Genomic DNA, 23429 nt, shown 5'->3' on the forward strand with positions numbered 1-23429 from the left:
GTCATCTGAACCGCGTTGAGGTCATCGGGGTACCGCCCGGTGGCCTCTTTTCAACGACTTAATTATACACAAGATGCTAACAAGGCGTCAACATACTTACTTTAATGAAGTTATATGTGAACAATGCTGATCTTGGTCACACGATTATTTCACCGAAACTTGCTTTTTAGCATCAACGGCTACCCGGATCTGCTTAGTAAACTTTTCAATCGCAGCCGGTGCCTGTTGTTTTTCCTTCGCGACAAGATCAACGATGGCGCTGCCGATGATGACACCATCGGCGATGCCTGCCATTGTTTGCGCTTGTTCAGGCGTGTGAATGCCAAAGCCGATAGCGGTTGGAACATTGGTATACTGCTTAATTTCTGTGACTAATGCCTTTAAGCCAGCAAAGAATTCATCGCGTTCGCCAGTAATGCCCATTGATGAAACGACATAGATAAATCCTGAGGCCCTTTTGGCAATTTTTTCAATTCGATGACCGGAAGTTGGCGTGATTAACGGAATAATATCGATACCGTATTTTTCGGCAATTGGCACAATTTCATCGCGACTTTCATACGGCAGATCTGGGATCACCAAGCCGGCGACATTTAAATCCGCACAGCGTTTTAAGAAGGCTTCGTAGCCGTATTTGAAGACAATGTTCAAGTAAGTCAGGAAGACGATTGGCACCGTGGTTTCTTTGCGGGCGGCTTCAACAATGTCAAAGACCGTTTTGGTGCGAACGTTGGCCGCGAACGCTCTTAGGTCGGCGGCTTGAATCACTGGACCATCAGCGACTGGATCGGAAAAAGGAATGCCTAATTCCACGATATCGGCGCCACCTTTGGCAAGTGCGACCACGTTTTTGACGGTGGTTTCAAAATCAGGATCATCGGCGACGATGAAGGGGATAAAGACTTTATGCTTTTTAAAAACATCTGCTAACTTACTCATCAACATCGACTCCTTTGTATTTGGCAATGCTTGCGACGTCCTTATCGCCACGTCCGGACAAGGTACAGATAATGATTTGATCTTTTGCCATCTGTGGGGCAATCTTTTCAACGTAGGCGATGGCGTGACAGCTTTCAATGGCGGCAACAATGCCTTCTTGTTTCGCAATGTAGGTAAAGGCTTCAACTGCTTCGTCGTCGGTAATGCCAACGTATTGCGCCCGGCCTTCCTGAGCGAGAGCGGCATGCTCGGGGCCAACGCCGGGGTAATCAAGGCCGGCAGAAATGGAATATACCGGATCAATCTGGCCGTCTTCATTTTGCATGAATAAGGACTTCATGCCGTGGAAAATGCCAACGGAGCCGCGTTCGATGGTTGCGGCGGTTCTGTCGGTATCAACGCCTTTACCGGCTGCTTCAACGCCGACTAATTGAACAGAAGGATCATCAATATAAGCGGCAAAACTTCCAATGGCGTTACTGCCACCACCTACACAGGCAACGACCATGTCTGGCAGCCGAGCTTCTTTGGCCTGAAGTTGCTGTTTCGATTCCGTTGAAATGACACTTTGAAAATGTTTCACCATTTCGGGGAACGGCGCCGGGCCGACTGCAGAACCTAACACGTAGAAAGTGTCATCACTGCGACTCGCCCATTCTTGCAGTGTGGCGTTAACCGCGTCTTTTAAAACCATTGATCCGCTTGTGACTGGATGAACCTTTGCGCCGAGAAGTTCCATGCGATAAACGTTTAACTTTTGACGGTCAGTGTCTTCTTTACCCATGAAAATTTCACAGTCCATCCCCATGAGTGCGGCAATGGTGGCGGTAGCGACACCATGTTGACCGGCACCGGTTTCAGCAATCAGGCGCTTTTTGCCTAAATGTTTGGCAAGCAAGGCCTGACCGATGACATTATTGATCTTATGTGCACCGGTATGATTTAGATCTTCTCGTTTTAAGTAGATTTTGGCGCCACCAAGGTCTTCGGTCATGTTCTTGGCATAATAAAGCAACGAGGGGCGATTGGCGTAATTAACCAATAGATCATTTAATTCTGCTTTGAATTCAGGATTATCTTTTAAGTCATTAAAAGCCTTAGTGACTTTTTCAAGCTCGGTCATGAGGGTTTCAGGAATATACTGGCCGCCAAAGTCTTTTCCATAACGACCGGCGCGTGTTGGCTGTTGGGTTGTTTCGTTTAGTGTCTTCATAGATGGCTTCCTCTTTTGCTTGTTGAATGAATTGGGTGATTTTATCAGCATCTTTATGGCCGTTGGTTTCAACCCCGCTGGAGACGTCGACCATCGTGGGCTGAACGAGTTGAACCGCTTGGCGCACATTCAGTGGCGTTAGACCGCCAGCCAAAATGAGGGGTCGGCTGATGTGGGGGATAGCTTTTAAGTTAAGTAGTTGCCCGCTGCCTTTGCCGCTATCGACCATTAAATAATCAGCCATTGAGGTTAGATCAATGGCCTGGCGTTCAAAGACCTGGATCACTTTTAAACCGGCTTGTTGAAGTTGCGTGATTTCGGCTGGGGTGCTTTTCCCATGAAGCTGTGCAACATCAATGGCACCTGCTTGATAGATAGCCAGAATTTCGGCGACTGGCTCGTTGACGAAAACACCAACGGTCTTGATCTTGGAATGAAGCAACTGGTTTAAGGCCAACGCTTGCTCAAGCGATATTTGATGCCGCCCGGGAGCGAAGACAAAGCCGGCAAAGTCAGCCCCAGCAGTATTGACTGCCAGAATATCTTCCGAATGCATGAGACCACAGATTTTAACGAGTACCATTTTGGGAACCTCCTTAACCGCGCCAGTTCACGCTCTTTCTTTAAATGCTGCAATTAATTGTCTCTTTTGGTTAGATCGCATGAGTGTTTCACCGATGAGAATGGCATTGAAGCCAGCTGCTGCCAGTTTTTCAACGTCTTCCTGCGTCTTAATGCCGCTTTCCGCAACGACGGGGATGTTGTCGGGCACCATGGCTCTTAATTTCAAACTATTGTTGAAATCAACTCGAAAGTCTTTGAGATTCCGGTTGTTAATGCCGATTATCTTTGCACCTGACTGTAGTGCCCGTGTGACCTCAGCGGCTGTATAGGCCTCGACAATTGCGTGCATACCGAGTTTTTCAGCCAGTTGGCGATAATCGCGCAATTGCTGATCGGTTAGGATCGCAACAATCAGTAAAATAATGACAGCCCCGTTTGCCTTAGCCTCGTAGATCATATAAGGATCAATCGTAAAATCTTTTCGAAGCGTTGGCACCGACACTTGTTGGCTGATCTCCTTTAGATAATGAAGGTGGCCGTTGAAATAATCGGGTTCGGTCAAGACCGAGATAGCATCGGCACCGGCTTGATCGTACGCTTTGGCGATCGCCAAGTAGGGAAAATCTGTGACAATTGTCCCCTTTGATGGCGAGGCCTTTTTGACCTCAGCGATCACGTGTAGGCCAGGTTGTTTTAAGCGTGTTAGAAAATCCGGCTTGTGATTGCGCGGCATTTTGGCCACGGTTTGTTTTAAATCAGCAAGTGACTGTTGGCGTTGGTGATGCGCTAAACGAATTTTGGTCACAGCCACCAGATCATCTAAGATCATGCCACCACGTCCTTACGCTTGTCGGAGAAAGCCAGTAGGCGATTGAGTTCTTCAAAGGCTTTGCCATCGTCGATCGTTTTAGCGGCTAAATCAATCCCTGCTTGAATGGATAATGCTGGATGAGCCACGTGAAGCGCTGCACCGGCATTCAACAACACGATGTCGCGTTGCGGTCCGTGATCGCCGGCTAAAATACGCCGGGTAATGTCGGCGTTGGCCTCGGGTGTACCGCCAACCAGATCAGCCCGCTGACGACGTTTCAAGCCAAATTGCTCAGGTGTCACTGTGTATTTCGTTAAGTGATCATCCTGCAATTCAACCACCGCGGTTTCATCGGCGGTGGTCATCTCATCAAGACCATCGCGGCCGTGAACGACCATCGCGTTGGTGACGCCGAGCTTTTTCAAGACATTGGCTAATGGCTCAAGCAAGGTTTCATCGTAAACCCCAAGTAGTTGGTGAGTTGGGTGTGCCGGATTTGCCAGTGGCCCGAGGATGTTGAAAATGGTGCGGAAGCCAAGTTGCTTTCTAACAGGGGCAACGTACTTCATGGATTTGTGATATTCCTGTGCGAATAGAAAGGCCAAATTGTTTTCTTGCAGGCTTTCATAACTGACAGCGGGTGTTTCATTGATGTCCAACCCTAAAGCCTCAAGAACATCGGCGGCCCCGCTTTTCGATGAAGCGGCGCGATTACCATGTTTAGCCACTTGGGTACCAGTTGCCGCGACGACAATCGCGCTGGTTGTGGAAATGTTGAACGTGTTGGCATGATCACCACCAGTACCAACAATTTCAAGCACATCCTTGGTTTCGGGAAAAGCAAGCGCGTGGCTTCTCATGGAAGCAGCTGCACCGGCGATTTCATCAATCGTTGGATTCTTGGCGGTTAACGCGGTCAGTAAGCTGGCAGTTTGCACCTCAGATGCTTCACCGTTCATGATTTCATCCAAAACGGCTTCGCTTTCTTCAAACGTTAGGTTTTCGTGGTTCACGACTTTTTCAATGGCTTGTTTAATCATGATGAATGCCTCCAAATTGTGTTTTGACAGGGATTATTGTGAGTTTTAAGTGATTGAAAGCTATATAAAAATCGCCATCGTTTAATCTCGTTTGTCTGATTCATACCCAAGACCTCCTTCGATAACGCGTTCGCTGGCGCAGAAACCTGCGTGTAAGGACCTGAATCGCAATGATCAAAGACTGACCATCACGCTTCAAGCCGCTTACACTCCGGTTCCTAAGCGCGCCGGCTCACGCTCACAAAAAAATCCGCCCATAACTTTGAAAAGTTAAGGACGGATTTTCCGCGGTGCCACCTTAGTTCGATTAATTCGAGACTTCAACAAATAATAGCATCTGATTTGTCTAAAAATCCCCATTTAATCACGCTTAGCGAGAGACCAACATCTCTCCGACAACTGACGTATGCCTTTACGTTTCTCCGTACTTGAAGTTTTTCGGGAGAACCCTCCGTGGTCCATTTAATCATCTGCGTTCGATTGCACTCTCAGCACCGGCAACTCTCTTTGCGCGCACAATGATCTTGATCTCCACATCATCGGTTTCATGAATGAATTATTAATGGTTGATTTGAATATTAGAGGCTTCTCCAGAAAATGTCAACAATTTTAATGTGCGTATTCGTAAAAAAATGAAAGAGCATGAACAGCAGACAACTAACATGACACGTGATTTAAAGCGGTGAGATATTTCTCTAGATACTTGGTTTGATCTTTAGGATGATACTGTGTGATAAAACGAGGAGGCACGATTGTTTCAAGAATAATAGAAGCTTAGACTCAGTAACAATAGCAACAGCACCTAGACGTGGAGAAGGAGAAATGATGATGAACAAAAAGTTGAGCGTGGCAGTGTTGGCGCTCGGATGTTTGAGCTTACTGGCTGCTTGTCAACCGAGTAACGTTGTGAGCAGGGTTAAGCAGCATACAGTGACCGTTTTAAACCAAAAGGATCAAGTGTGGCGCGAAACTGAGGCGGTTTCTGCCACGGTAACGAGTCAGGGGAGTTTGAAAAACGAGCAAGTAAAACCGGACAACAAGTTGTCACCTGCTATCACGAATGCCGGTAAATTTTACAGTGTCGCTACTTTCAAACAGAGCGATTATGCCACGATCAAAAAGGCTATTCAGAAAAATGAAGCACAGCCTAAGACACTCCGCTTCGTCACAGTGAAGCAAGTGAATGCGACGCTTAAAGCGATGGGGGCAACCAAACAGATTAAAGCATTAACGGATTTGGTCTATACACAACAAGCGGATGGTCACACTTTTCCTAGTAATGATGGCTATCTCATTGAAGGCGATCATTTGTATGAAGTGATCATGGCTTACACGACAGGGGGTAATGCTAGTACCGTCAATCGCGGCAATGTTTACTCGCGGAAAATCAAGTACGGGACAACTAAGCAACTGACTTTCAATGAAGTGGCCGGCACTTGGCAAAGTACTGCAGGCGATCAAGCTACCGTGCGAGATGATCAATTGGTGACCATTCAGAACAAGTCGTATGTTCGCGGCAAAGTTGAAAATCTAAGTCACTTGCAAGGAGAAAAGTTATATCGAAACACGGCGTACTCCCTGCGACAGACTCAACTGGTCAAGCAAGATGCTAAGTTGACCCAGCAATCGTTGGTAGCAGGTGACTTGTATGACAATATGTATCTATTCCTATCAAAAACAAAGATGGCACGTGTGAATACTAACGGTGTGACCATTTTTACGAAAAAGGCAGATCAAAGCCAGATTCCTGATCAAGTTTTTGAGGTTTTTCGGTTATTAGACCAGCGCCATACAGACGAAGTCGCAGCTTATTTATTACCGCACGGGACTGACACTTATTCTGTGGCACTGACTCGTAGCATCAACTATGCAACGGTAAATTATGAAGGCGGCGCAACGGGAGCAGAATCAGTGTCGATTCAGGATGGCAAAATTAGTGTTGGACCAGACTTAAATCACAATTGAGCATGACTCACAACTTTACTCGCCCCAGTCAAAAATAAAAATTGGTCCATACTCAAAAAACATCAGCAGGCAGTGGTTGGGGCAACTGCATTGCTGATGTTTTTTGATTTCTCCTAGGCGATGAGAAATAGTCAAAGGGAATTATTCATGCCAAGCCGCCGATCCGTCCAAAAAGCCACTGGTGATAGACATAGGACAATCAAAGCGCCAATCAGGTACGTGTGACTAAAAGCCTGAGCTAAGCGGGTGTTTTTGCGTTGGGTAATGTCGTGAAAAGCGGTTTGCAGGGTTTGTTTCTGGGCGACTTGTTTGATGCCGGTCAAAAAGGCAGCTTGTCCCTGCGCCATGGTGGCAGCTCCCGAGCCTAGTTGTGCGAGACTGGCGGAAAGCGGTGAACGGGTTTGTTGAGCCGCCTTTGCCAGTGCTTCCGAGCCGTTTGCCAACTTGTTACTGCCTTGTTGTAAGCCTGCACTGGCATCATACAATTTGCGAAGATCACTACCAGCAGCGGGCTTTGGTAGATTAGTTTTAACTTTGGCTGCTTCTGAGATGGTTTGCCTCATCTTTTTCTGTTGGTGCTTTGTCGGGGTTGATGATCCGGCAAAGACCGCAGCGAGCTGCTGGTGAGCAACTGTTTTGACATGTGGCGACAAGGTTTTTGCCGCTATGATTTGGTCGCCAGCATGATGAATCTGCGTTTTTGCTGTGTCGATATTGGTATCCAATACGGTGACCAGAATCGCAATACCTAAACAGGTACCAATTTGCCGGGCTGCGTTGACAATACCGGAACCAACGCCACTTTTATTTTTGGGTAGATAACGGACCGAGGCGACCATTGAGACTGAGGCGAAGCCAAAACCGAAACCGTTAATGACGAGCAGCACCACGATTAAGGCGGTTGCTGTCTCTGTTTTGATGAGCGACAGCAGGAAAAGGCTGGCAGCCATGAGCAGCATGCCAGCTAAGGTAACCGGAATAGCGCCGATTTTGTCGAGTAGTTTGGTGCCAAGTGGCATGGCAATCATGATCGTTAGGGAAACTGGAATGATGATGAGTGCGGCATGCAAAGGACTATCGCCTAATACATTTTGGAGGAAATAGTTCAGAATCAGACTCGGTGCTACTAACGCAAAGCCGGTCATGAAGTAAACAATGCTGGAGGCACTCAACGTTTTTTCACGGAAAAGATCTAGCTCCAACAGCGGGTTCTTCACGCGCTTTTCGGTGGCGATGAACGCAATGAGGGCGAGGGAACCGCCGATTAAACTGGTCAGAATCAGCACGGATGTCCAGCCGTATTGGCGACCTTCCAACAGGCCAAATGTGACACCGCCAAGCGCGGCCGTTAGAAAGACAAGCCCCGGAAAATCGATACCGCCAGCGAGGGATTCATCATAGGATTCTTTTGCGCAAACGGCAATGAGCACGAAGGCAAGGATGGCTAAAGGAACATTGATGCCGAAAATCCAGCGCCAAGAAGCGACTTGCAGAATGATACCACCAATTGGCGGGCCGCCAGCCGCTGCTAGTGCCGTGACTGCTCCGACAACGGAAGCAACGCGGTTGATTTTCTCTTTACCGAAGACCTCAATTCCCATAGGCAAGACAATTGGGGTGATGATCGCGCCACCGAGACCTTGGAAGAAACGGAAGGTGATGAGCATGGACAGAGAAGTCGCCGTCATACAAGCAGCGGAGAAGCCGCCAAAGAGAAGGAGACCAAGTAGCATGATTTTCTTGCGGCCAAACCGGTCAGCAATTTTCGAAGCGGTAATCATGAAGACCGACATGGCTAAGGTGTAAATCGTCATGACCCAACTCGTATTAGCAAGCGAGCCATTGAGATCCGTCATGATTTTTGGAATCGCAATATTGACGATCGTGGTGTCGAGGGTTCCCATGAACATCGCGATCGTCAGGCCAATGAAGCAAAGTGCTTTGGTAAAACGCGTCATAGCATCCAGTCCTTTCATCTGATACGTTTGTGTCTATGTGACACATGTGTGACTTTCGAGAGCACTTTGAGTATACTGGGGCTTAAGAGAAGCGGCAATAGGTTGCAGACAAGTGCTACAAATTGGCAGTATTTGTGTCAGATAAGGGGATGCGAGCGATGAACGGTAAACAACGAATGGCGGCGCAGTCTAGACAGTGGTTGGTTGATGCCTTGATTGAGTTGATGCAACGCGAAGATGTGGCTGATATCTCAATCACGGAAATCGTGCAGACAGCAGATCTTTCACGAAAGACTTTTTATCGGGCATTTAAAACAAAAGATGACTTAATCGATTATCTCTGTGCCCAATTGACGGATGGCTATTTTGAAAGTTTGCAAAAAGCCACCCGCGATCAGGAACCGATTAGTTTTGAAACAACCATGGCAAATTTCTTCAACTTCTGGTGGCAGCAAAAAGACCTTGTTCGCTTATTGATTCGACAAGGTCTGTTTGATCGTTTGAACGGGGTTTGGCTGCAAGACGCGGTTGCTCACTACCGCGCGTTTCCTGCGCCTTGGCATGTCGCCGGTACCGATCAGGAAGTGAACTACATCATGGCCTTTGCCCTCGGTGGCTTCACGAATATTCTGCGCGTCTGGCTGGCACAGGATGAGCCAGAATCGCCAGAACAGGTGCAAAAAGGGGCGCTGGCTGGTTTTGGACAATTGGCGCGGAGCATTGGTGGGACGAATTAAGTACTTAACCAATAGTTTAATAGCTGAACTAATTGCGTATAAGTCTTTGTGGACAGTATGATGGGCATACAAATTAAGCTAGTATGAAAAACACACAAAGTTGAAGGAGTCCAACAAACTCATGAAAGCTCTCATTTGCCTCATTCTAAATGCACTTCCGTATGCCGGTATCGCCTTGTTGTTAAATTACTGGTATATTTCTGACGGCCCTGTATTGATATACTTTTTGGTACAATTAAGCATATCTCTATCAATATGCTTAATTATGAGGGAGGAGACAAAGAAGATGTGGCGCATACTGTTTTTCTCCCAGTTTTTATCATTGCTTCTAAATCTACTGACGTTATATGCTGGCAACCTGCCATTCTCAACCTACTTTAAACCATTTACTGTTTATGGCTGGTCTGTATTGACCCAAGTGTTTGGGTTACTGTTGCAGGTGGTAACGGCCGGGCTTTTCATTTGGGTGAAAAGGGTTATTAAAGATAAAAATTAATTGGTAACGTTAAGTCAGAGTTGTCAAACGTGAAACCATTTTGAATGGCCTTTTCTCGAGGAACATCAATCAAAAAGTTGATAGTTTTCTCTTCATTCGACTTGATCATCGGAAGCGGTGACTGCGGCTGTAGCGCGACTTGTTGATTGTCTGAATAGGCAGTGAAATTTGTTGGGGAAAACGTCAGCGGAATGGCGTAATGATAGTTATGGAAAGTGAGCGAAATGCCGGGCTTATTTTGAGGTGTGTTAGGTAGATACTTGGTTTGAATCGTAAATAGCAGTTGGCTGTTAGCGCCGTAATAAGTTACCTTGCTACCAATAGCAACTGGTTTTCGATAAACTGATCGGCGCGGAATTTCGTATGATTCAGGTAGAGGAATGATCTTTTTGCTAGTATGGCGGTGACGTGAAGTTTTCAAAATCAATTTTGTTGAGGTGGGTCGCAGTCGGTTTAAGCTCACCGTGCCCTTTTTAACCATCCCAGCAGCCAATTGATTGTTATTCAAATCTTTCAATGTATAGCTGGTATTTGGCTGGGCATGAAAGCTAAGTTTAAGGCCGTTATTGCCAGTCGTCACCTTTACTTTTTTCACGATAGACGGTTTCGTTTCATCCGTATTAGTCTTGGATAAAGCCGATTGTTGCGGCACTAAAAAGAAGACGGTTAGAAAGCTAATTAGCAGAACTAACATGCGTTTTTTCACGACTGAGGCCTCCTCGATTTTCGTGCGTTTTGACGCTAAACAGACAGTGTGCAAAGGTTATAGGGCAATAGGATTAATTATTAATAACTATATCATAAGGAAATTACGTTTTCTTGAATGGCTCAAATATGTGCCGCCGCCAAAAAACGTACTAGACGTCATGAAAGTAACAGTCTAGTACGTTCCAGAAAAATAGCGATCAGACCCGTTCAACACGACCGCTTTTAGTTGAATCTCTGAATGGATGCCAACTCACAAAATTCAATGAACTGATTACCTCAACAAGCAACAGGATCATGAACCAAATTACGATGACGAGTGCTCCTTGTCCCAATTGTAGTCCCGGCAAGTCCACGGACTGGGCAATCGTGCCATTCGCAATGCCCCACACATGAAAGAAACTCAGTGGCAACCAGCTAATTGGCGGGATCAGCAGTGCGCTAGCCACCACGAGCAACACAAGACTTGTCGTTAACCAAGCGTTTTTGGAGATGAGTGCTATACCAATATTCAACGCTGCAACCAGTGCAATCAGAAGCAACAAGAGGCCTGCAGAGCGAATCAATAGTTGTCCCCTAGTTGTAAAAGTTTCAGAAAAGCTGTTGAAGGCATCCTGATAGGTGTTATTCAGGACGGGAAATTCCCAGCTGCCAAAACCGCGTAGCAAACCGGTAACTAATGTTGTTAACGCCAGCGGTAGAAAAACAATCTCGGCTAAGGTCAAACTGATCGTTAAAAACTGCACCATCATCTGTTTGACCAGACCTTCACCTTGTAGCTGTAACCAATTTGAATGGGCGCGTTTATGGGCTAACTCTTTGGCAAAAAAACCACCCGAAACAATAATGCCGATGAGCAGAAGGTAAAATGGCACGTTTAGCTGGAAAAGATATTGTAAATAGTCAAAGCCGCGGACATAAAAAGTAGGGAACCACTCACGCACAAGCTTCTCGGTCTCATCTGGCATCGCTTGTAATTCTTGATCCGTAAATAACAGCCCTTGCGGATAGTATGCAGTTATTTTGTGCTGTGCGAGGATTTCGTTTTGCTGCACTGTGCGATTAACAGCTTCCAAGTAATCCAGTTTAGCAGCCCCATTCAAGACTGCAATTCGGTAATTGGCACCTTCGTTTTCTTTGGTAGCAGGCTCCTTACCACTGATAATTGGTAATTCTGCCGCGAACCATTGGTTATAGGCGGCTTGTGGTCCATTAAGTTTTTTGAACTCGGTTTTCAATGTTGCCGGTCCGTCCGCCTGATCCGCCCCTTGCTGAATTAACGCTTGGCGATACTTTTGAACAAATTCATTTTGGGCAGCCTGTTGTTGAAAGTTACCGAGAATGCCAACACCCGTCAAAACGGCAATAAACAGCCAAATCCACCAACGACTATTGCGCTTGGTAAATTCAAACTTTAGATAGTGAAAAAGCATCAGATCACCTCCGGATTTGGGCGGCAAACAGACAGAGAATTTGCCAAATAAAATAAATAAGGCCAAAGCGGACAACTGATCCAAGCAAGTTTTCTTGAAAGAGCGCCTTTAAAGATTGCGTGATATTAGTAGCGGTATTTTGCCATCCATGATGACCGTTGATAAATGGTTGACCCCAGATCTTGCTAATAAGCAAGCTTAAACTTAATGCGATACCCAGCATCACGAACCATGTGAGTAAGGCAACCAGAAAGTTCATACCAAGCCATATCCAACTATTGGGCTGGTTTAACATAACCCACTCATGTTGCTTGCCGAACCAAGATAAGGTCCAAGTCGTTGACAAAATCATCACCATCAATAAAATGACCGACCAGTGGCTCAACAGACCGCTGAAGTCTGTTAAGAAAACTGCTGGTAAAGTAGAACTGCCATTAATTTCATAACCCTGATGAGTGGTTAATAGTTTTCGAAAAAGGGATGCTTGGCGCTGATCGGCAATAAGATCGGCGCTAAAATCATCTGGACTCAGGTTCTTGAGAATTTTTTCTTGATCAAACACTTTTAAGCTGGTCTTCAAATAGTTTCGATTATCACCTTGGGAAAAAGCCTGCTTTTGCTGCTCATACAAACTCGTCAGTTTTTTGGCATGCTGCACTTTTTGCTTTGCTTGTGCCACGCTGACCGGATTTGTTTCATTTGGATGATTGGCAACGTAGATCCAACTGCCATTGGCTTGATTCAACGCGGTTTGTTTCGCCGTCATTTGAGCGCGTATCGCTTCATGGGTTTGCTGCTGGCGAACGCTGCTTATTAAAAAGAAAGCAATCGCACCGATGACGGCCAGGCCGAGCGCCAAGCTCAGGACAAAGCTTGCCGCCAAACGCCGCCACTCTAAAACAAAGAGCGCTTGCTTCATACTGTTGGTGCGAACAGCGCATTGTAGCGCGCTTCGGCCGAATCATGCGGACCTAGCACTTCTTCATGAATCTGATGTCCTGTAATGAAGAAATAATGCTGGGTGACTTTCATTAATTCGTCTAGATTATGCGATGAAATTAAGACCGTCACGTCTTGTTGGGCAAGATCAAGTAATGCCTCGCGAACAAGTTGCAAACTAGTTGGATCCAATCCATTCAGTGGTTCATCGAGTAAGAGGATTGTCGGTTTAACAACCAGCGCCATGACCAACAACAACCGTTGCTTCATACCTAACGAATACTTGCTCACCCGTTGGTTCAGAAAATCAGCTGTTTGTAATTGTCCAGCGATAGTCGCAACTGCCTGTCGATCAAGTCGATGAACCGCCGTCAAAAAATCTAAATGTTGCTGTCCCGTCAAATATGGATAGAGGACTGAATTATCTTGAAGGTAAGCAACTTTTTCAAAGATCAATTGACGACTCATTGATTGATCTAGTAATTGAATCCTCCCTGATTGTGGGTGCAATAATCCCGTCAGCAAATTCAACAAGGTTGATTTTCCGTAGCCGTTAGGGGCAACCAAACCATAGATAGCATGTTGGTTAATTTGCATACTTGCATGACTAAAAATCGTTTTGCCGCGGAATTTAAACGTCAAATCCTGCACAGATAGAATCATAGGGCCCCTCCAAAAATAACTTCGCTTGATATTAGCAGCGTCGCTAACCACTATTGAGATGATCAGAATAAAGACGATAAGAATGCTTGAGGTAGTTTGTGATCTTTTCTTTGTGGAAGAAATAGTTACTATCTTTGTTGCCTATACGATTTCGGGTGTTATTGAGAAAATAACTGCATATGCGCTCGCTAATTCAATTGTTATTCTCAACGAAAATAACGAGAGACAATTGATGGGACGCTCGATGCTCGGCTATTTAAGAGAGCGCTTACTAACTCTTAATTTAAAATAGCATATACCTTTTGAGCAATCAACGATTTTCTGCGAACGGGGTACGGAATACATGCCTTATTCCCGCGCCGAATATAAATATACCAATATTATAAAATTTGAGTTCTTTCATGAAGATGAAGAAGATTTTCTCATAAATAGACGTTGGTAGACGCAACTATTACCGAGCTTTAGATCTTCACAAAGAAAAAATCTGATGTGGCCGTTAAGTTAATCAGTCGACTAGGAAAATGGTTCAGTTTTGAATATGTTGTTTTCGGCAAGCTTACCCAATCGCTGCATACATTAGTCAATTTGTGACTTTGGGAAAAGATGATGATATGGATGTCATCTTGTCATTCGAAAGTGGCGTGTCAGAGTTTCCCTGAAGTGTTACGTTGTATAAAAATGTTGTGCTTGCTCTCTAGCCTGAGTTACTTGTAGCAAGAGAATGCAAAAAGCGCAACTTCATGTTGGCACTGAAGTTGCGCTGTGTTTCTGATCCGAGTGTGAGTCGTTCATGATGAAATCGGCTACTTGAAAAACCTTTCGCTAGTTAAAGAGATCAGTGGCAGCCTGCTTAAGCTCTTTCACCAAAGAGGACTTGGCATGGCCCACTACTTCAAGATGGCAAGCGGCGGCATCATAAGTTGGTAACTGCCAAAGGACGATATTCCCCTTAACGCCGCTCTCGAAGTCAGCAAAAGGTTTTAACATTTCGTTCATGAAGTTATCTGATGAAGTCACGAACATACCAATGACCATTCCTGTTGCCTCGTTATAATCGTCATTTGATAGAACAATGAGTGGTCGCCGAATGTTGCCGTTATTGAAATTGTGACCTCCGTATTCTTTGTCTAAATGCGGTTCAGCATCAACGAAAACAATGTCACCTTGTTTTGGCGTGTTCTGGGTCATACTTCTTTACCTCTTGATGGCTCTTCAGAAACAATTCCGATCTCTCTTTTCATCGCTTCAAAATCAATCTTTTGAATAGCTTTCGTGTGCCACGGATTAATTCGTTGTGGCTCGTACTTTAACGTACCATCGTCATCAACCAGTAAAAGGTATTCTTGACCCTCGTTAACGCCAGCATCGGCAGGTACTGTTAAACTTAGCGAGTTGCCAGATCGTCTAGTGGTAAAACGACCTAGTACGCGATCATGGCCTTTTTTTGTGTCCATTAGAATCCCTCCCGTAAGTACAAGTATATACGCTTTGCCTAGTAAGTACAAGTACATACGGGCATGTAAAAATCTTACGATTAAACATGGTTGCTAATCGTCACTGGCTCGGTGATTTATCAAAAATTCTAGACATGAACGATTGACCACTCGGAAACGAAAAGGCGCGTTGATGAGCTGACAGTGGGGTATCATTAGTGTTCACAATTTCTGATAGTAAATTAGAAACCCGAGTACAATCTGAGATTGATAAATTCAAACAGGCTCATGAAGCGGCAAAGAACTTTGATTTTATGTCTCTATTTAGTTTGCTGGGACCAATGATCGGAAATGGCAACTAAAAATGGTATCCTAGAATTTAAAGTGGTCTGCGAATCTAAGACAACAATAGTTGCTAGCGGACAGCAAGAGAATGTTACAACATCGTTGAGTATTGAAATATATACTAAACCAAACGGGCTGGGAATTCCGGCAGAGGATTACAAATCCATTTATGTTCCAGTTTCTGAACACGAACCGGATTTGAAATGGGTTGCTTATCAAGTGGCATTAGGAACACTTGTTATTGGGTTGACAATTTTTGTTGCCACTAATCCTGAAAGTGCACCGGTAGTTATTCCAACGATGGCGAAGTTATTGCCTGCTACATTCTAATACTGACAGTTTGGAGAACACATAATGGACTATATAATCTATGCTACTTTTGTGGTCATATTTATCTCTATGGGGACAGTGGTAATACTCTACTCAAGCCATATAAGAGCAAAAGCTTGGGCTGCTCTTAGCTTGGATTCAAAAAAGAACATTGCTGAGGCTGCTGTTACGTATGCAGCTTTAACCAATATAAAAAGAAAAGCAAAGATGATAAAGCTCTGTCGTTATATTGCGGTTGCAACTTTATTGTTGAGTTGGGCCTATTTTGTATCGAATAGTACTTCCAACGGCATTGGGTCAGATGAATTGCGTAACTGGATTCTCTTTTTAGGGAATATAATCTTTACGATAGCGTTGATAGTAGAGGTTTCTCTGAATGCATATGTGACTAAGGTAGCTAAGAATACAGTTCCATCTGTTCTGAGTGGTAAGCAAGCAAAGATGATATGGAGATTATATGTAATGAGTCGCATTTTCTTTGTAATAGGCTGTTCAGCAGGCTCTTTGTTAACGCATTCCGTTTTCTCTTAATTACTATTAAGAAAGTGATGAAGAGGCTGGGTCATAATTCCAGTCTCAAATCAAAAGAGCTTGGGACATAATTCTCAGTCGACAATTAAAAACGGCTCTACGTCAACTGGTGTTGAAGAATAAATTTATCATTTGAGGCGGTTCTCCATTTGGGGAGCCGTCTTTGTCATGTTATGCCGTGATTTGGTAGATTCGTTTGAAGAAGTTCAGCTGATTCTTGAAGCCAAAACAGGATCGTTTGAGTGACTTGATGAGGCGGTTAACGCCTTCGATCGGACCGTTGGAATAAGGGCTGGTGACAGCGGCGAGAACAGCGACTTTGTGTCGCTTAAGCGTCGCGATCGTCATGTCCATTGCCGTACCGTTTGGCTCGTAAGTAGCTAACAGGTTTGCCAGTTCCGCGGGATGTTTCTTCACCATCAAAGCATCATGAAGCGCTAAGTAGGTCTCGTAGGTTTGCTTGAGCTTGGGCTCAGTATCAAGTGCGATATCGATGGCCTCCTGTTGCGTGACGTATTCATTCAAACCAAACAGGAACTGTTTGTGTTTAGCGTCAGGCGCAGTTTGATGAAAAAGCCGCCAGTTTGTCTTCATGATCTTATAAGGACGGCTGTGTTTGTCATCAAGCTGTTTGAGCGCTTGGACGCGTACCTGATCAAGGGCACGAGCCGCAAGTTGAATGATATGGAACCGATCAATGACGACTTGGGCCTTGGGGAAAACCTCATGAATAATCGTCTGATAAGCTGCATTCATGTCCATGGTGACCGTCTGGACCCGAGTGCGTTCAGCGAGTGAATAATGAGCGATGAAGAAATTTTTAATCGTGCGGTTGAATCGGTCACCAAGCAAGGCAATCAGACGATGTGAATCGGCATCAAGACAGATAAACGACATCATGCCATGAGTGGAACGGAACTCATCAAAGCAGAGTCGCGTGGGTAGCCGGCGAGCCGGTCGGAGTTTGAGATTTTGGTCAATGATCCGTTGAACCGAGGAAGCTGAGATTCCGATAATACGGGCGATGGTTTTGACTGGCAACCGTTCATGCGCTAACTTCATGATTCGCTCTGTCATGTGAGCGGCGATCGTGTGGTTGGGTTGCACGAGTGGCGTCTTGGCACTGACTGTGTGGTAACAGTTATGACAGCGCCATCGTTGCTTGTGCAAGTCAATGACTGTCGGTATTTCAACCCCGTTGAGGACGCGCACGTGGGCCGTGTAAAACCCGTTAGGGTGCAAGGCCTCAAAGCCACACAGTGGGCACCGGGTTAACCGGTAAGTCAGCTCGGCATCAATCACATGATACTGGCGGCGACGTACCCCGTTGCCGCGATATTCATGACGAACAAAGGCAACTTTGATATTATGGTCTGGTATTCCAAGGACGGACAGTGTAGGATCGTATTGGGACATTTACTCATAACCTCGCTTGCTTTTGGTTTCGACGCTAACAAGCATAGCATGGACACTGAGTAGGTGTCTTTTTGCGTTATCCAAAAAGGGCCTACACGTTCAGTGTTGATTATTTCTCAACACCAGAAAGTGTAGACCCTTAAAAACGAGCAATTTTCCGTTGGGAAATTGCTCGTTTTTGCCTTCTCGTGGATGACTTATTGCCATTTTAAAGACCGTAGTGCCAAGGCGGAGCAATCGTAGGCCAGATGGGGCTCAGCCGTGCAAACAACACAGCGACGGTCCTTGGAGCTGATGTTGTTAGGCGACTTCGAGACCGGTTTTTGGGCTCGAAGCGCCGTCACAGCGTTCCAGCCCCGTCTGGCCGGAGATTGCGGAGTTTGGCACGGCAAGAAAGTGTTAGCATAGCACCTTCCTACGACTATTGGAATTTAATGAATCACAAGTCCGACGAGAGAATTATGGCTCAACCTTTTCGTTTATAAAAAATTCTCCAACCCAACAACCAGTTCATCAGCCGTTTGTACCTTACTAATCGCGACTGCGACGCCTTGCATGAAGCTTTGGCGGTCGAAGGAGTCTTGGCGGATGGTGAGGGCTTCACCGGGGCCGCCGAAGAGGACTTGTTCGTGGGCAATGTAGCCGGGTAGGCGAACGGCGTGGATCGGGACGTCATCGACACGTTGGCCGCGGGCATCATTGTCGATGGTTGGCAATGGCTTTTGGGTACGTCCGGCGGCGATTTTGTGGGCGGTGGCGATGGCGGTGCCAGAAGGGGCATCGGCTTTGTCCTGATGATGCATTTCGATGATCTCGGCATCAGGGAAGTAGGCAGCAGCTGCTTGTGCGAACTTCATCAAAAGAACTGCTGAGAGCCCGAAGTTCGGGGCGATCAAGCCACCGAGGTGTTTGGCATTGGCAAGTTTGATCAGTCGTTCCTGATTAGCAGGGTCCATGCCGCTGGTGCCGACGATTGGATGGATGCCGGCATTGATGGCAGCTTCAATGTTGGCAGCAACGGCGCTGGGATTGGTGAAATCGACCCAGACATCTGCTACGTGTGCATGAAGCTGGTCATAGGTGTTGAGTACTTGCACGTTGGTAGGCAAGTTGTAACTTTTTGGATTAAGGTCGGTAATTTTAGGGTCGAAAACGGCGCTTAATGCGAAATCTTGATGTGACTGAACCATTTTGACTGTTTTCTGACCCATGGCACCACGAAAACCGGCAACAAGAACCTGAATCATGCGAGCACCTCCGCTTCAATGGCTGATAGTTCTGGCACGCCCAGTAGATGGGCGAGTTCCTGCTGTTGGCTGGCGTTCAGGGGTAGTAACGGTAAACGTGGGCTGCCGACTTGAAAGCCTAGCGCATTGAGTGCAGCTTTGGTTGGCGCAGGGGATGGGAAATGGAATAGAGCCGCCATTTTTGGCAACAGTTGACGTTGCAAGGCGGCGACTGTGGTGATGTCGCCACGATCGAGTGCGGCGTACATTTCACGGATACTGTGAGCGTAAAGATGGGCTGCAACAGAAATGACTCCCATCCCACCGAGTGTCTTGATGTTGAGTGCTTGGGCGTCTTCGCCTGTCCAAACATTGAAAGCGTCGTGCTTGGTACGGTCAATGATGTCACTCAAGGCAGGGAGGCTGCCGCATTGCTTGATGCCTTGAATCATGGGATTTTGCGCCAGTGTCGCAACGGTTGCTGGTAACATATCAACACCGGTGCGGCCTGGAATGTTGTAAATGACGATCGGCTTCTGCGCCGCTGCAGCAACGGCTGTGTAATGGGCGATCATACCGTTTTGATCTGGCTTGTTGTAATAAGGGACAACAACCAAGGTGGCATCAATACCGGCAATGTCGCCAACTTCATGAGTGAAGGCGGCGGTTTCTTTGGTGTTGTTAGAACCAGAATTAGCAATCACAAGTGCGCGGCCATGAACCATATCGGCGAAGCGGGTATAAAGCGTGATTTTTTCTGTATGACTGAGTGTTGGTCCCTCGCCGGTGGTAGCACCGACGACAAAACCGTCAGTACCTTCTGCGATTAAATGATCGACAAGTCGCTGCATGACGCCATAGTCAATTTCGTCGCGATCATTGAATGGCGTCACAATCGCGGTGATCAGTTCTGCTTTTTGCATGATGACCCTCCTATAAACGCGCTACCCAGCCCAGAAACCTACACATAAGGACCTTGGCCGCAATGGCCACTTATGTTCCGGTTTCTACCCGCGCCAGTTCGCGCTCTGTCTTAATGTAACTACTAATGATAATTTGTGCTGGCTTACACTTTTTCAAGCATTCGATGTTCAAGAAAGTGCACAACGGCGGTGACACCGGGCACGAGTGCGGCTTCGTCAGGTGAAAAGTCGGCTGCATGTAGCTGTGAGTCAGGGTCATTGACGCCTAACCAGAACATGGTGCCAGGAATCTTATTTAATAGATAGCCAAAATCCTCACCTGTCATGACAGGCTTTGTATCGACAAATGTCACGTCAGGATCATCTTTCATCACTTGAATAAAGTTTTTGGTGAGTTTGTCATTATTTTCAACGGGATAGTAGCCGCCTTGGTTCAAGGCAACTTTGACTTGGCAGTTAAAACTGGCGGCAATGCCTTGACCGATGTCGCGTATTCGTTGTTGCAGAAAGTCAATCTGCTGCTGGGTGAAGCCGCGTAAAGTGCCTTCGAGATGTGCCCTGCCGGCAATGACATTGCGGATCGTACCTGCGCGCATCAAGCCAAAAGTAATCACGGCGCTGTCGGTTGGTCCGACATTACGGGCAACGACCGTTTGAATCTGACTGATGAAGCTTGCCGCCGCCACGATCATGTCAGTGGCATTTTGCGGCAAGGCAGCATGACCGCTTTTGCCGATGAGGTCAACGTTGATTTCGGTTGTGCCGGCAAAAAGGGTGCCGAGGCGTGTGCTGATCGTCCCAGCCGGTAGATCTGGGCGATCATGCAGGCCATAAAACTCATCAATGTGCCAATCGCCGGTGAATGCGCCCATATCGTAGGCGAGCTTGCCGCCATTTTTACTTTCCTCGGCTGGTTGGAAGAAAAAGATGAGGTTATCTTTTGGTTGATGTTCAGCAAAATAACTGAGGATGCCGAGGGCGACGGTCATGTGGATATCATGTCCGCAAGCGTGCGCGATGCCGGGATGCTTAGAGGCAAATGGCAACCCGGTTTTTTCGGTAACCGGCAACGCATCGATATCGGTCCGATAGCCAATCACACGCTGCGGATCGCGCCCTTGGACCTTGACGAGTAAAGCGGTTGGCAGGTCTGGCAAGGTGCGGATGGTGAGATATGTTTGGGGCAGCCCTTGAATGGTTTTTAGCAATAAGGCGTGCGTTTCTTTTTCCTGCAAGGCTAGTTCGGGGATTTGATGGAGTTGGCGGCGAAGGGTGATGAGGTCAGCTTCCTTCATTAATAAGTCACAGCTTTCTGAGTTCGTCGAGTAGGACGGTTTTGGCTTCGGTTTGGTCATTCACTTGTTTGATGACTTTCGCAGGAACACCAGCGACCACGGTGTGCGCGGGAACATCGTTAATGACAACCGCGCCAGCAGCAATGACCGCGCCTTCACCGACTGTGGTGCCTTCGAGGACAACGGCATTGGCGCCGATCATGACGTGATCACCAATCGTGACGGGCTTAGCTGAAGGTGGCTCCACAACCCCGGCGAGCACGGTGCCAGCGCCGATATGGCAGTGCTTGCCGACGATTGCCCGGCCACCAAGGACCGCTCCCATGTCAATCATGGTGCCAGCTCCAATTTCTGCACCAATGTTGATAATCGCGCCCATCATGATCACCGCATTGTCGCCAATGAGCACCTGATCACGAATAATGGCGCCAGGTTCAATGCGCGCATTAGCCGCCTTGATATCCAGCAATGGAACCCCGGTGTTGCGGCCGGCGGTTTCAACAAAATAGTCATCTAACTTGGCTTTTTTCAAAATGGGTTTAATTTCTGCCCAGTCGCCAATCACGGTGCCGGTATGTTTACCGATGAAAGCATGAACGCTTTTGGGGAAATGCAGCTCGCTGAGTTTGCCCTTGAGATAAACCTTAACTGGGGTGGTTTTTTTGCTATTAGCGATGGTGGAAATAATTTTTTGAGTATCTAACTGTGCCATAATCGGCCTCCTATTTGGTTGCGGCAGTGGCGTCGGTTTGAGCTGGAGCAGGCTGCTCAGTTGGTGCGGCGTAATGTAAGTCATTTTTAATGAGATCAGCATCGGTTTCGCGGGTCACGACCAACTGGGCTTGGCCATTTTCCACGAAAACAACGGCGGGTCGCGGATTGCGATTGTAGTTGGATGCCATTGAGTAGCCGTATGCGCCAGTGTCAAAAACAACAACGACATCGCCTGGTGTGGTTGTGGGCAGCGGTGCATCATCGATCAAAATATCGCCGGATTCGCAATACTTGCCGACCAAGTGGACATGTTCAGCTGGCGCAGCATTTGGCTGGTCAGCTAAAATGGCCGTGTAGGTTGCTTGATACAAGGCAGGACGAATATTGTCGCCCATGCCACCGTCAACGGCAACGTATGGCCGCAATCCCGGGACATCTTTACGGCTGCCGACGGTATAGAGACTATAGCCGGCTGGCCCGACAATCGAACGACCGGGTTCAATCCAGATGGCTGGCAACGGCCAGTTAAGCGTTTGACTTTGTGATTTCAAGGTTGCCAGAATTGCCTTAACAAAGGCTTCTGGTGGCAGCGGATCGTCTTGCTTGGTATAAGCAATGCCGAAGCCGCCGCCAACGTTCAGGACTTTGGGGATGAAGCCGAATTGCTGATGCCAGTTATTAAGGACATGCAGCAGCTTTTGGGTAACGGCTTCGAAACCTGCTACTTCAAAGATCTGGGAGCCAATGTGGGCGTGGATGCCAAGCAGGTTGAGATGATCGTCGGCTAAAATGCGCTTGGCGGCTTCATCTGCTTGACCACTAGCGAGATCGAAACCGAATTTACTGTCGGTTTGGCCTGTCTGGTCATAGGCATGCGTGTGCGCGCTGATACCAGGGGCGACACGGATTAAAACGTCCTGTTGACCAACGGTGGCACCTAAAAGATCATCAAGGAGATCCAGTTCGTGAAAATTGTCCACAATGATGGTGCCAACCCCGGCATCCAATGCTTGTGTCAGTTCAGCTTTGCTTTTGTTGTTGCCATGAAAACTGACCGCCGCCATTGGAAAATCGGCTGCCTGAGCGGTGTAAAGTTCACCGCCGGACACTACGTCAACGTGCGCGCCTTCTGACTTGGCGACTTCGTACATCGCAATGGTCGCGAAGGCTTTGGAGGCATAACTGACGGCATATGACACATCTGCTTCTTCAAAAACACGTTTAAATGCGCGAATTTGCTGGCGAATGGCGCCAACATCGTACACATAAAGTGGGGTTTGAAATGTTCGGGCCAACTGGCTGGCAGCGACCCCGCCGATGGTTAACTGGCCTTCATGATTTGTGGCAAAATCCATAAGTTCATCCTCCCGAATTTGGCAGGGCGATGGCAAACGAAAAGGGATCCTTTTGTTTGGCCACGCGTCAAACAAAAAGATCCCAACTTGCAATCTACTTGAATGATAGCGCCCCGCTTAGGTTTCTAAGCGACAGTACAGGATTTGTTCAATCCTGGCCCAACAGGCTTGCCGATCCCGGCGCGCCCATTTCGGCAACCGCCCCTTTGGCTTGATGTCATCACGAAGGATCCCGCTCGATCAAGCTACTCATGTTGGTTGCAACCTCTATCTGTTTGTCACCAGCCTATAATAAAAAGACGTGGACGTCAAATAAATAATGAGAGAGCGCGAACAGGCCCGCTTAGAAACCGGAGCATAAGCGGCCTCAAGCCTCAATGGCTGGGTCTTGGCCAGTG

At 47.0% G+C, this 23429-nt stretch carries 22 protein-coding genes, 2 pseudogenes and 1 riboswitch; of the genes and pseudogenes, 5 read left to right on the forward strand and 19 right to left on the reverse strand.

Translation table 11 applies throughout. The features are described from left to right. Positions 1-144: 144 nt before the first annotated feature. The 6 genes and pseudogenes from trpA to AC07KQ_RS00415 form a co-directional block, all read right to left on the reverse strand. The gene (trpA, locus tag AC07KQ_RS00390; RefSeq protein WP_013245332.1) at positions 145-939 is read right to left on the reverse strand and encodes a tryptophan synthase subunit alpha; all 795 of its coding nucleotides are present in this window, start codon (positions 937-939) and stop codon (positions 145-147) included. Further along, positions 932-2152 carry a tryptophan synthase subunit beta gene (gene trpB, locus AC07KQ_RS00395; protein ID WP_013245333.1) on the reverse strand — a complete coding sequence of 407 codons (1221 nt, stop codon included), beginning with the start codon at positions 2150-2152 and terminating at the stop codon, positions 932-934. Before trpB ends, trpA begins: the two co-directional genes overlap by 8 nt. After that, on the reverse strand, positions 2070-2735 hold the full coding sequence (locus AC07KQ_RS00400; protein ID WP_013245334.1) for a phosphoribosylanthranilate isomerase: 666 nt from the start codon (positions 2733-2735) through the stop codon (positions 2070-2072). Before AC07KQ_RS00400 ends, trpB begins: the two co-directional genes overlap by 83 nt. Positions 2736-2762: 27 nt before the next feature. Beyond that, on the reverse strand, positions 2763-3545 hold the full coding sequence (gene trpC, locus AC07KQ_RS00405; protein WP_013245335.1) for an indole-3-glycerol phosphate synthase TrpC: 783 nt from the start codon (positions 3543-3545) through the stop codon (positions 2763-2765). Then, positions 3542-4567 (reverse strand): anthranilate phosphoribosyltransferase, encoded by a 1026-nt coding sequence (gene trpD, locus AC07KQ_RS00410; protein WP_003577290.1) that lies wholly within the window; start codon positions 4565-4567, stop codon positions 3542-3544. The genes trpC and trpD overlap by 4 nt, the downstream gene beginning before the upstream one ends. 657 nt (positions 4568-5224) lie before the next feature. Continuing rightward, positions 5225-5326 (reverse strand): annotated as a pseudogene (locus tag AC07KQ_RS00415) (DUF4918 domain-containing protein); the annotation flags it as partial. 66 nt (positions 5327-5392) lie between these two features. On the opposite strand from AC07KQ_RS00415, the gene AC07KQ_RS00420 reads away from it, so the two are divergent. Beyond that, positions 5393-6532, forward strand: a complete 1140-nt coding sequence (locus AC07KQ_RS00420) for a hypothetical protein (protein WP_016386488.1) — start codon at positions 5393-5395, stop codon at positions 6530-6532. Between the two features lie 131 nt (positions 6533-6663). On the opposite strand, the gene AC07KQ_RS00425 is transcribed toward AC07KQ_RS00420, so the two are convergent. Further along, positions 6664-8490 (reverse strand): MFS transporter, encoded by a 1827-nt coding sequence (locus tag AC07KQ_RS00425; RefSeq protein ID WP_032800873.1) that lies wholly within the window; start codon positions 8488-8490, stop codon positions 6664-6666. 158 nt (positions 8491-8648) lie between these two features. On the opposite strand from AC07KQ_RS00425, the gene AC07KQ_RS00430 reads away from it, so the two are divergent. Both AC07KQ_RS00430 and AC07KQ_RS00435 read left to right on the forward strand, forming a co-directional pair. After that, positions 8649-9227: a TetR/AcrR family transcriptional regulator gene (locus tag AC07KQ_RS00430; RefSeq protein ID WP_003592593.1), complete on the forward strand. Its 579-nt coding sequence runs from the start codon at positions 8649-8651 to the stop codon at positions 9225-9227. 121 nt (positions 9228-9348) lie between these two features. After that, complete coding sequence (locus tag AC07KQ_RS00435; RefSeq protein WP_013245338.1) at positions 9349-9723, forward strand: hypothetical protein; 375 nt, start codon at positions 9349-9351, stop codon at positions 9721-9723. On the opposite strand, the gene AC07KQ_RS00440 is transcribed toward AC07KQ_RS00435, so the two are convergent. From AC07KQ_RS00440 to AC07KQ_RS00465, 6 genes are all read right to left on the reverse strand, one after another. Further along, a complete protein-coding gene (locus tag AC07KQ_RS00440) occupies positions 9707-10429 on the reverse strand; it encodes a hypothetical protein (protein ID WP_013245339.1) in 723 nt (240 codons plus the stop codon). The two genes, AC07KQ_RS00435 and AC07KQ_RS00440, sit on opposite strands and share 17 nt — an antisense overlap. Positions 10430-10628: 199 nt before the next feature. Beyond that, positions 10629-11861 carry an ABC transporter gene (locus tag AC07KQ_RS00445; RefSeq protein WP_013245340.1) on the reverse strand — a complete coding sequence of 411 codons (1233 nt, stop codon included), beginning with the start codon at positions 11859-11861 and terminating at the stop codon, positions 10629-10631. Between the two features lie 4 nt (positions 11862-11865). Beyond that, positions 11866-12780: a hypothetical protein gene (locus tag AC07KQ_RS00450; protein ID WP_013245341.1), complete on the reverse strand. Its 915-nt coding sequence runs from the start codon at positions 12778-12780 to the stop codon at positions 11866-11868. Then, positions 12777-13463: an ATP-binding cassette domain-containing protein gene (locus AC07KQ_RS00455; protein ID WP_013245342.1), complete on the reverse strand. Its 687-nt coding sequence runs from the start codon at positions 13461-13463 to the stop codon at positions 12777-12779. The genes AC07KQ_RS00450 and AC07KQ_RS00455 overlap by 4 nt, the downstream gene beginning before the upstream one ends. A gap of 822 nt (positions 13464-14285) precedes the next feature. After that, the gene (locus tag AC07KQ_RS00460) at positions 14286-14651 is read right to left on the reverse strand and encodes a type II toxin-antitoxin system PemK/MazF family toxin (RefSeq protein ID WP_013245343.1); all 366 of its coding nucleotides are present in this window, start codon (positions 14649-14651) and stop codon (positions 14286-14288) included. Beyond that, positions 14648-14917: a hypothetical protein gene (locus AC07KQ_RS00465; protein ID WP_013245344.1), complete on the reverse strand. Its 270-nt coding sequence runs from the start codon at positions 14915-14917 to the stop codon at positions 14648-14650. Before AC07KQ_RS00465 ends, AC07KQ_RS00460 begins: the two co-directional genes overlap by 4 nt. A 179-nt stretch (positions 14918-15096) precedes the next feature. Here AC07KQ_RS00465 and AC07KQ_RS00470 point away from each other — a divergent pair. Further along, positions 15097-15571 (forward strand): annotated as a pseudogene (locus tag AC07KQ_RS00470) (hypothetical protein); the annotation flags it as partial. A gap of 24 nt (positions 15572-15595) precedes the next feature. Continuing rightward, on the forward strand, positions 15596-16102 hold the full coding sequence (locus tag AC07KQ_RS00475; protein ID WP_013245347.1) for a hypothetical protein: 507 nt from the start codon (positions 15596-15598) through the stop codon (positions 16100-16102). 171 nt (positions 16103-16273) lie between these two features. On the opposite strand, the gene AC07KQ_RS00480 is transcribed toward AC07KQ_RS00475, so the two are convergent. From AC07KQ_RS00480 to lysA, 6 genes are all read right to left on the reverse strand, one after another. After that, the gene (locus AC07KQ_RS00480) at positions 16274-17518 is read right to left on the reverse strand and encodes an ISL3 family transposase (RefSeq protein ID WP_194958360.1); all 1245 of its coding nucleotides are present in this window, start codon (positions 17516-17518) and stop codon (positions 16274-16276) included. A 479-nt stretch (positions 17519-17997) separates the two neighbouring features. Further along, positions 17998-18765 (reverse strand): 4-hydroxy-tetrahydrodipicolinate reductase, encoded by a 768-nt coding sequence (gene dapB / locus AC07KQ_RS00485; RefSeq protein WP_003562656.1) that lies wholly within the window; start codon positions 18763-18765, stop codon positions 17998-18000. Further along, entirely contained in the window at positions 18762-19667 is a 906-nt protein-coding gene (gene dapA, locus AC07KQ_RS00490) for a 4-hydroxy-tetrahydrodipicolinate synthase (protein ID WP_003562659.1), read from the reverse strand. Before dapA ends, dapB begins: the two co-directional genes overlap by 4 nt. A 143-nt stretch (positions 19668-19810) precedes the next feature. Continuing rightward, positions 19811-20962: an N-acetyldiaminopimelate deacetylase gene (locus AC07KQ_RS00495; protein ID WP_274991037.1), complete on the reverse strand. Its 1152-nt coding sequence runs from the start codon at positions 20960-20962 to the stop codon at positions 19811-19813. Between the two features lie 7 nt (positions 20963-20969). After that, on the reverse strand, positions 20970-21674 hold the full coding sequence (dapD, locus tag AC07KQ_RS00500; RefSeq protein ID WP_003562662.1) for a 2,3,4,5-tetrahydropyridine-2,6-dicarboxylate N-acetyltransferase: 705 nt from the start codon (positions 21672-21674) through the stop codon (positions 20970-20972). A 10-nt stretch (positions 21675-21684) separates the two neighbouring features. Next, a complete protein-coding gene (lysA, locus tag AC07KQ_RS00505) occupies positions 21685-23031 on the reverse strand; it encodes a diaminopimelate decarboxylase (RefSeq protein ID WP_003562664.1) in 1347 nt (448 codons plus the stop codon). 98 nt (positions 23032-23129) lie between these two features. Next, positions 23130-23309: riboswitch (Lysine riboswitch) on the reverse strand. Positions 23310-23429 lie beyond the last annotated feature (120 nt).

It is taken from the genome of Lacticaseibacillus sp. YLM2-1, assembly GCF_056583465.1.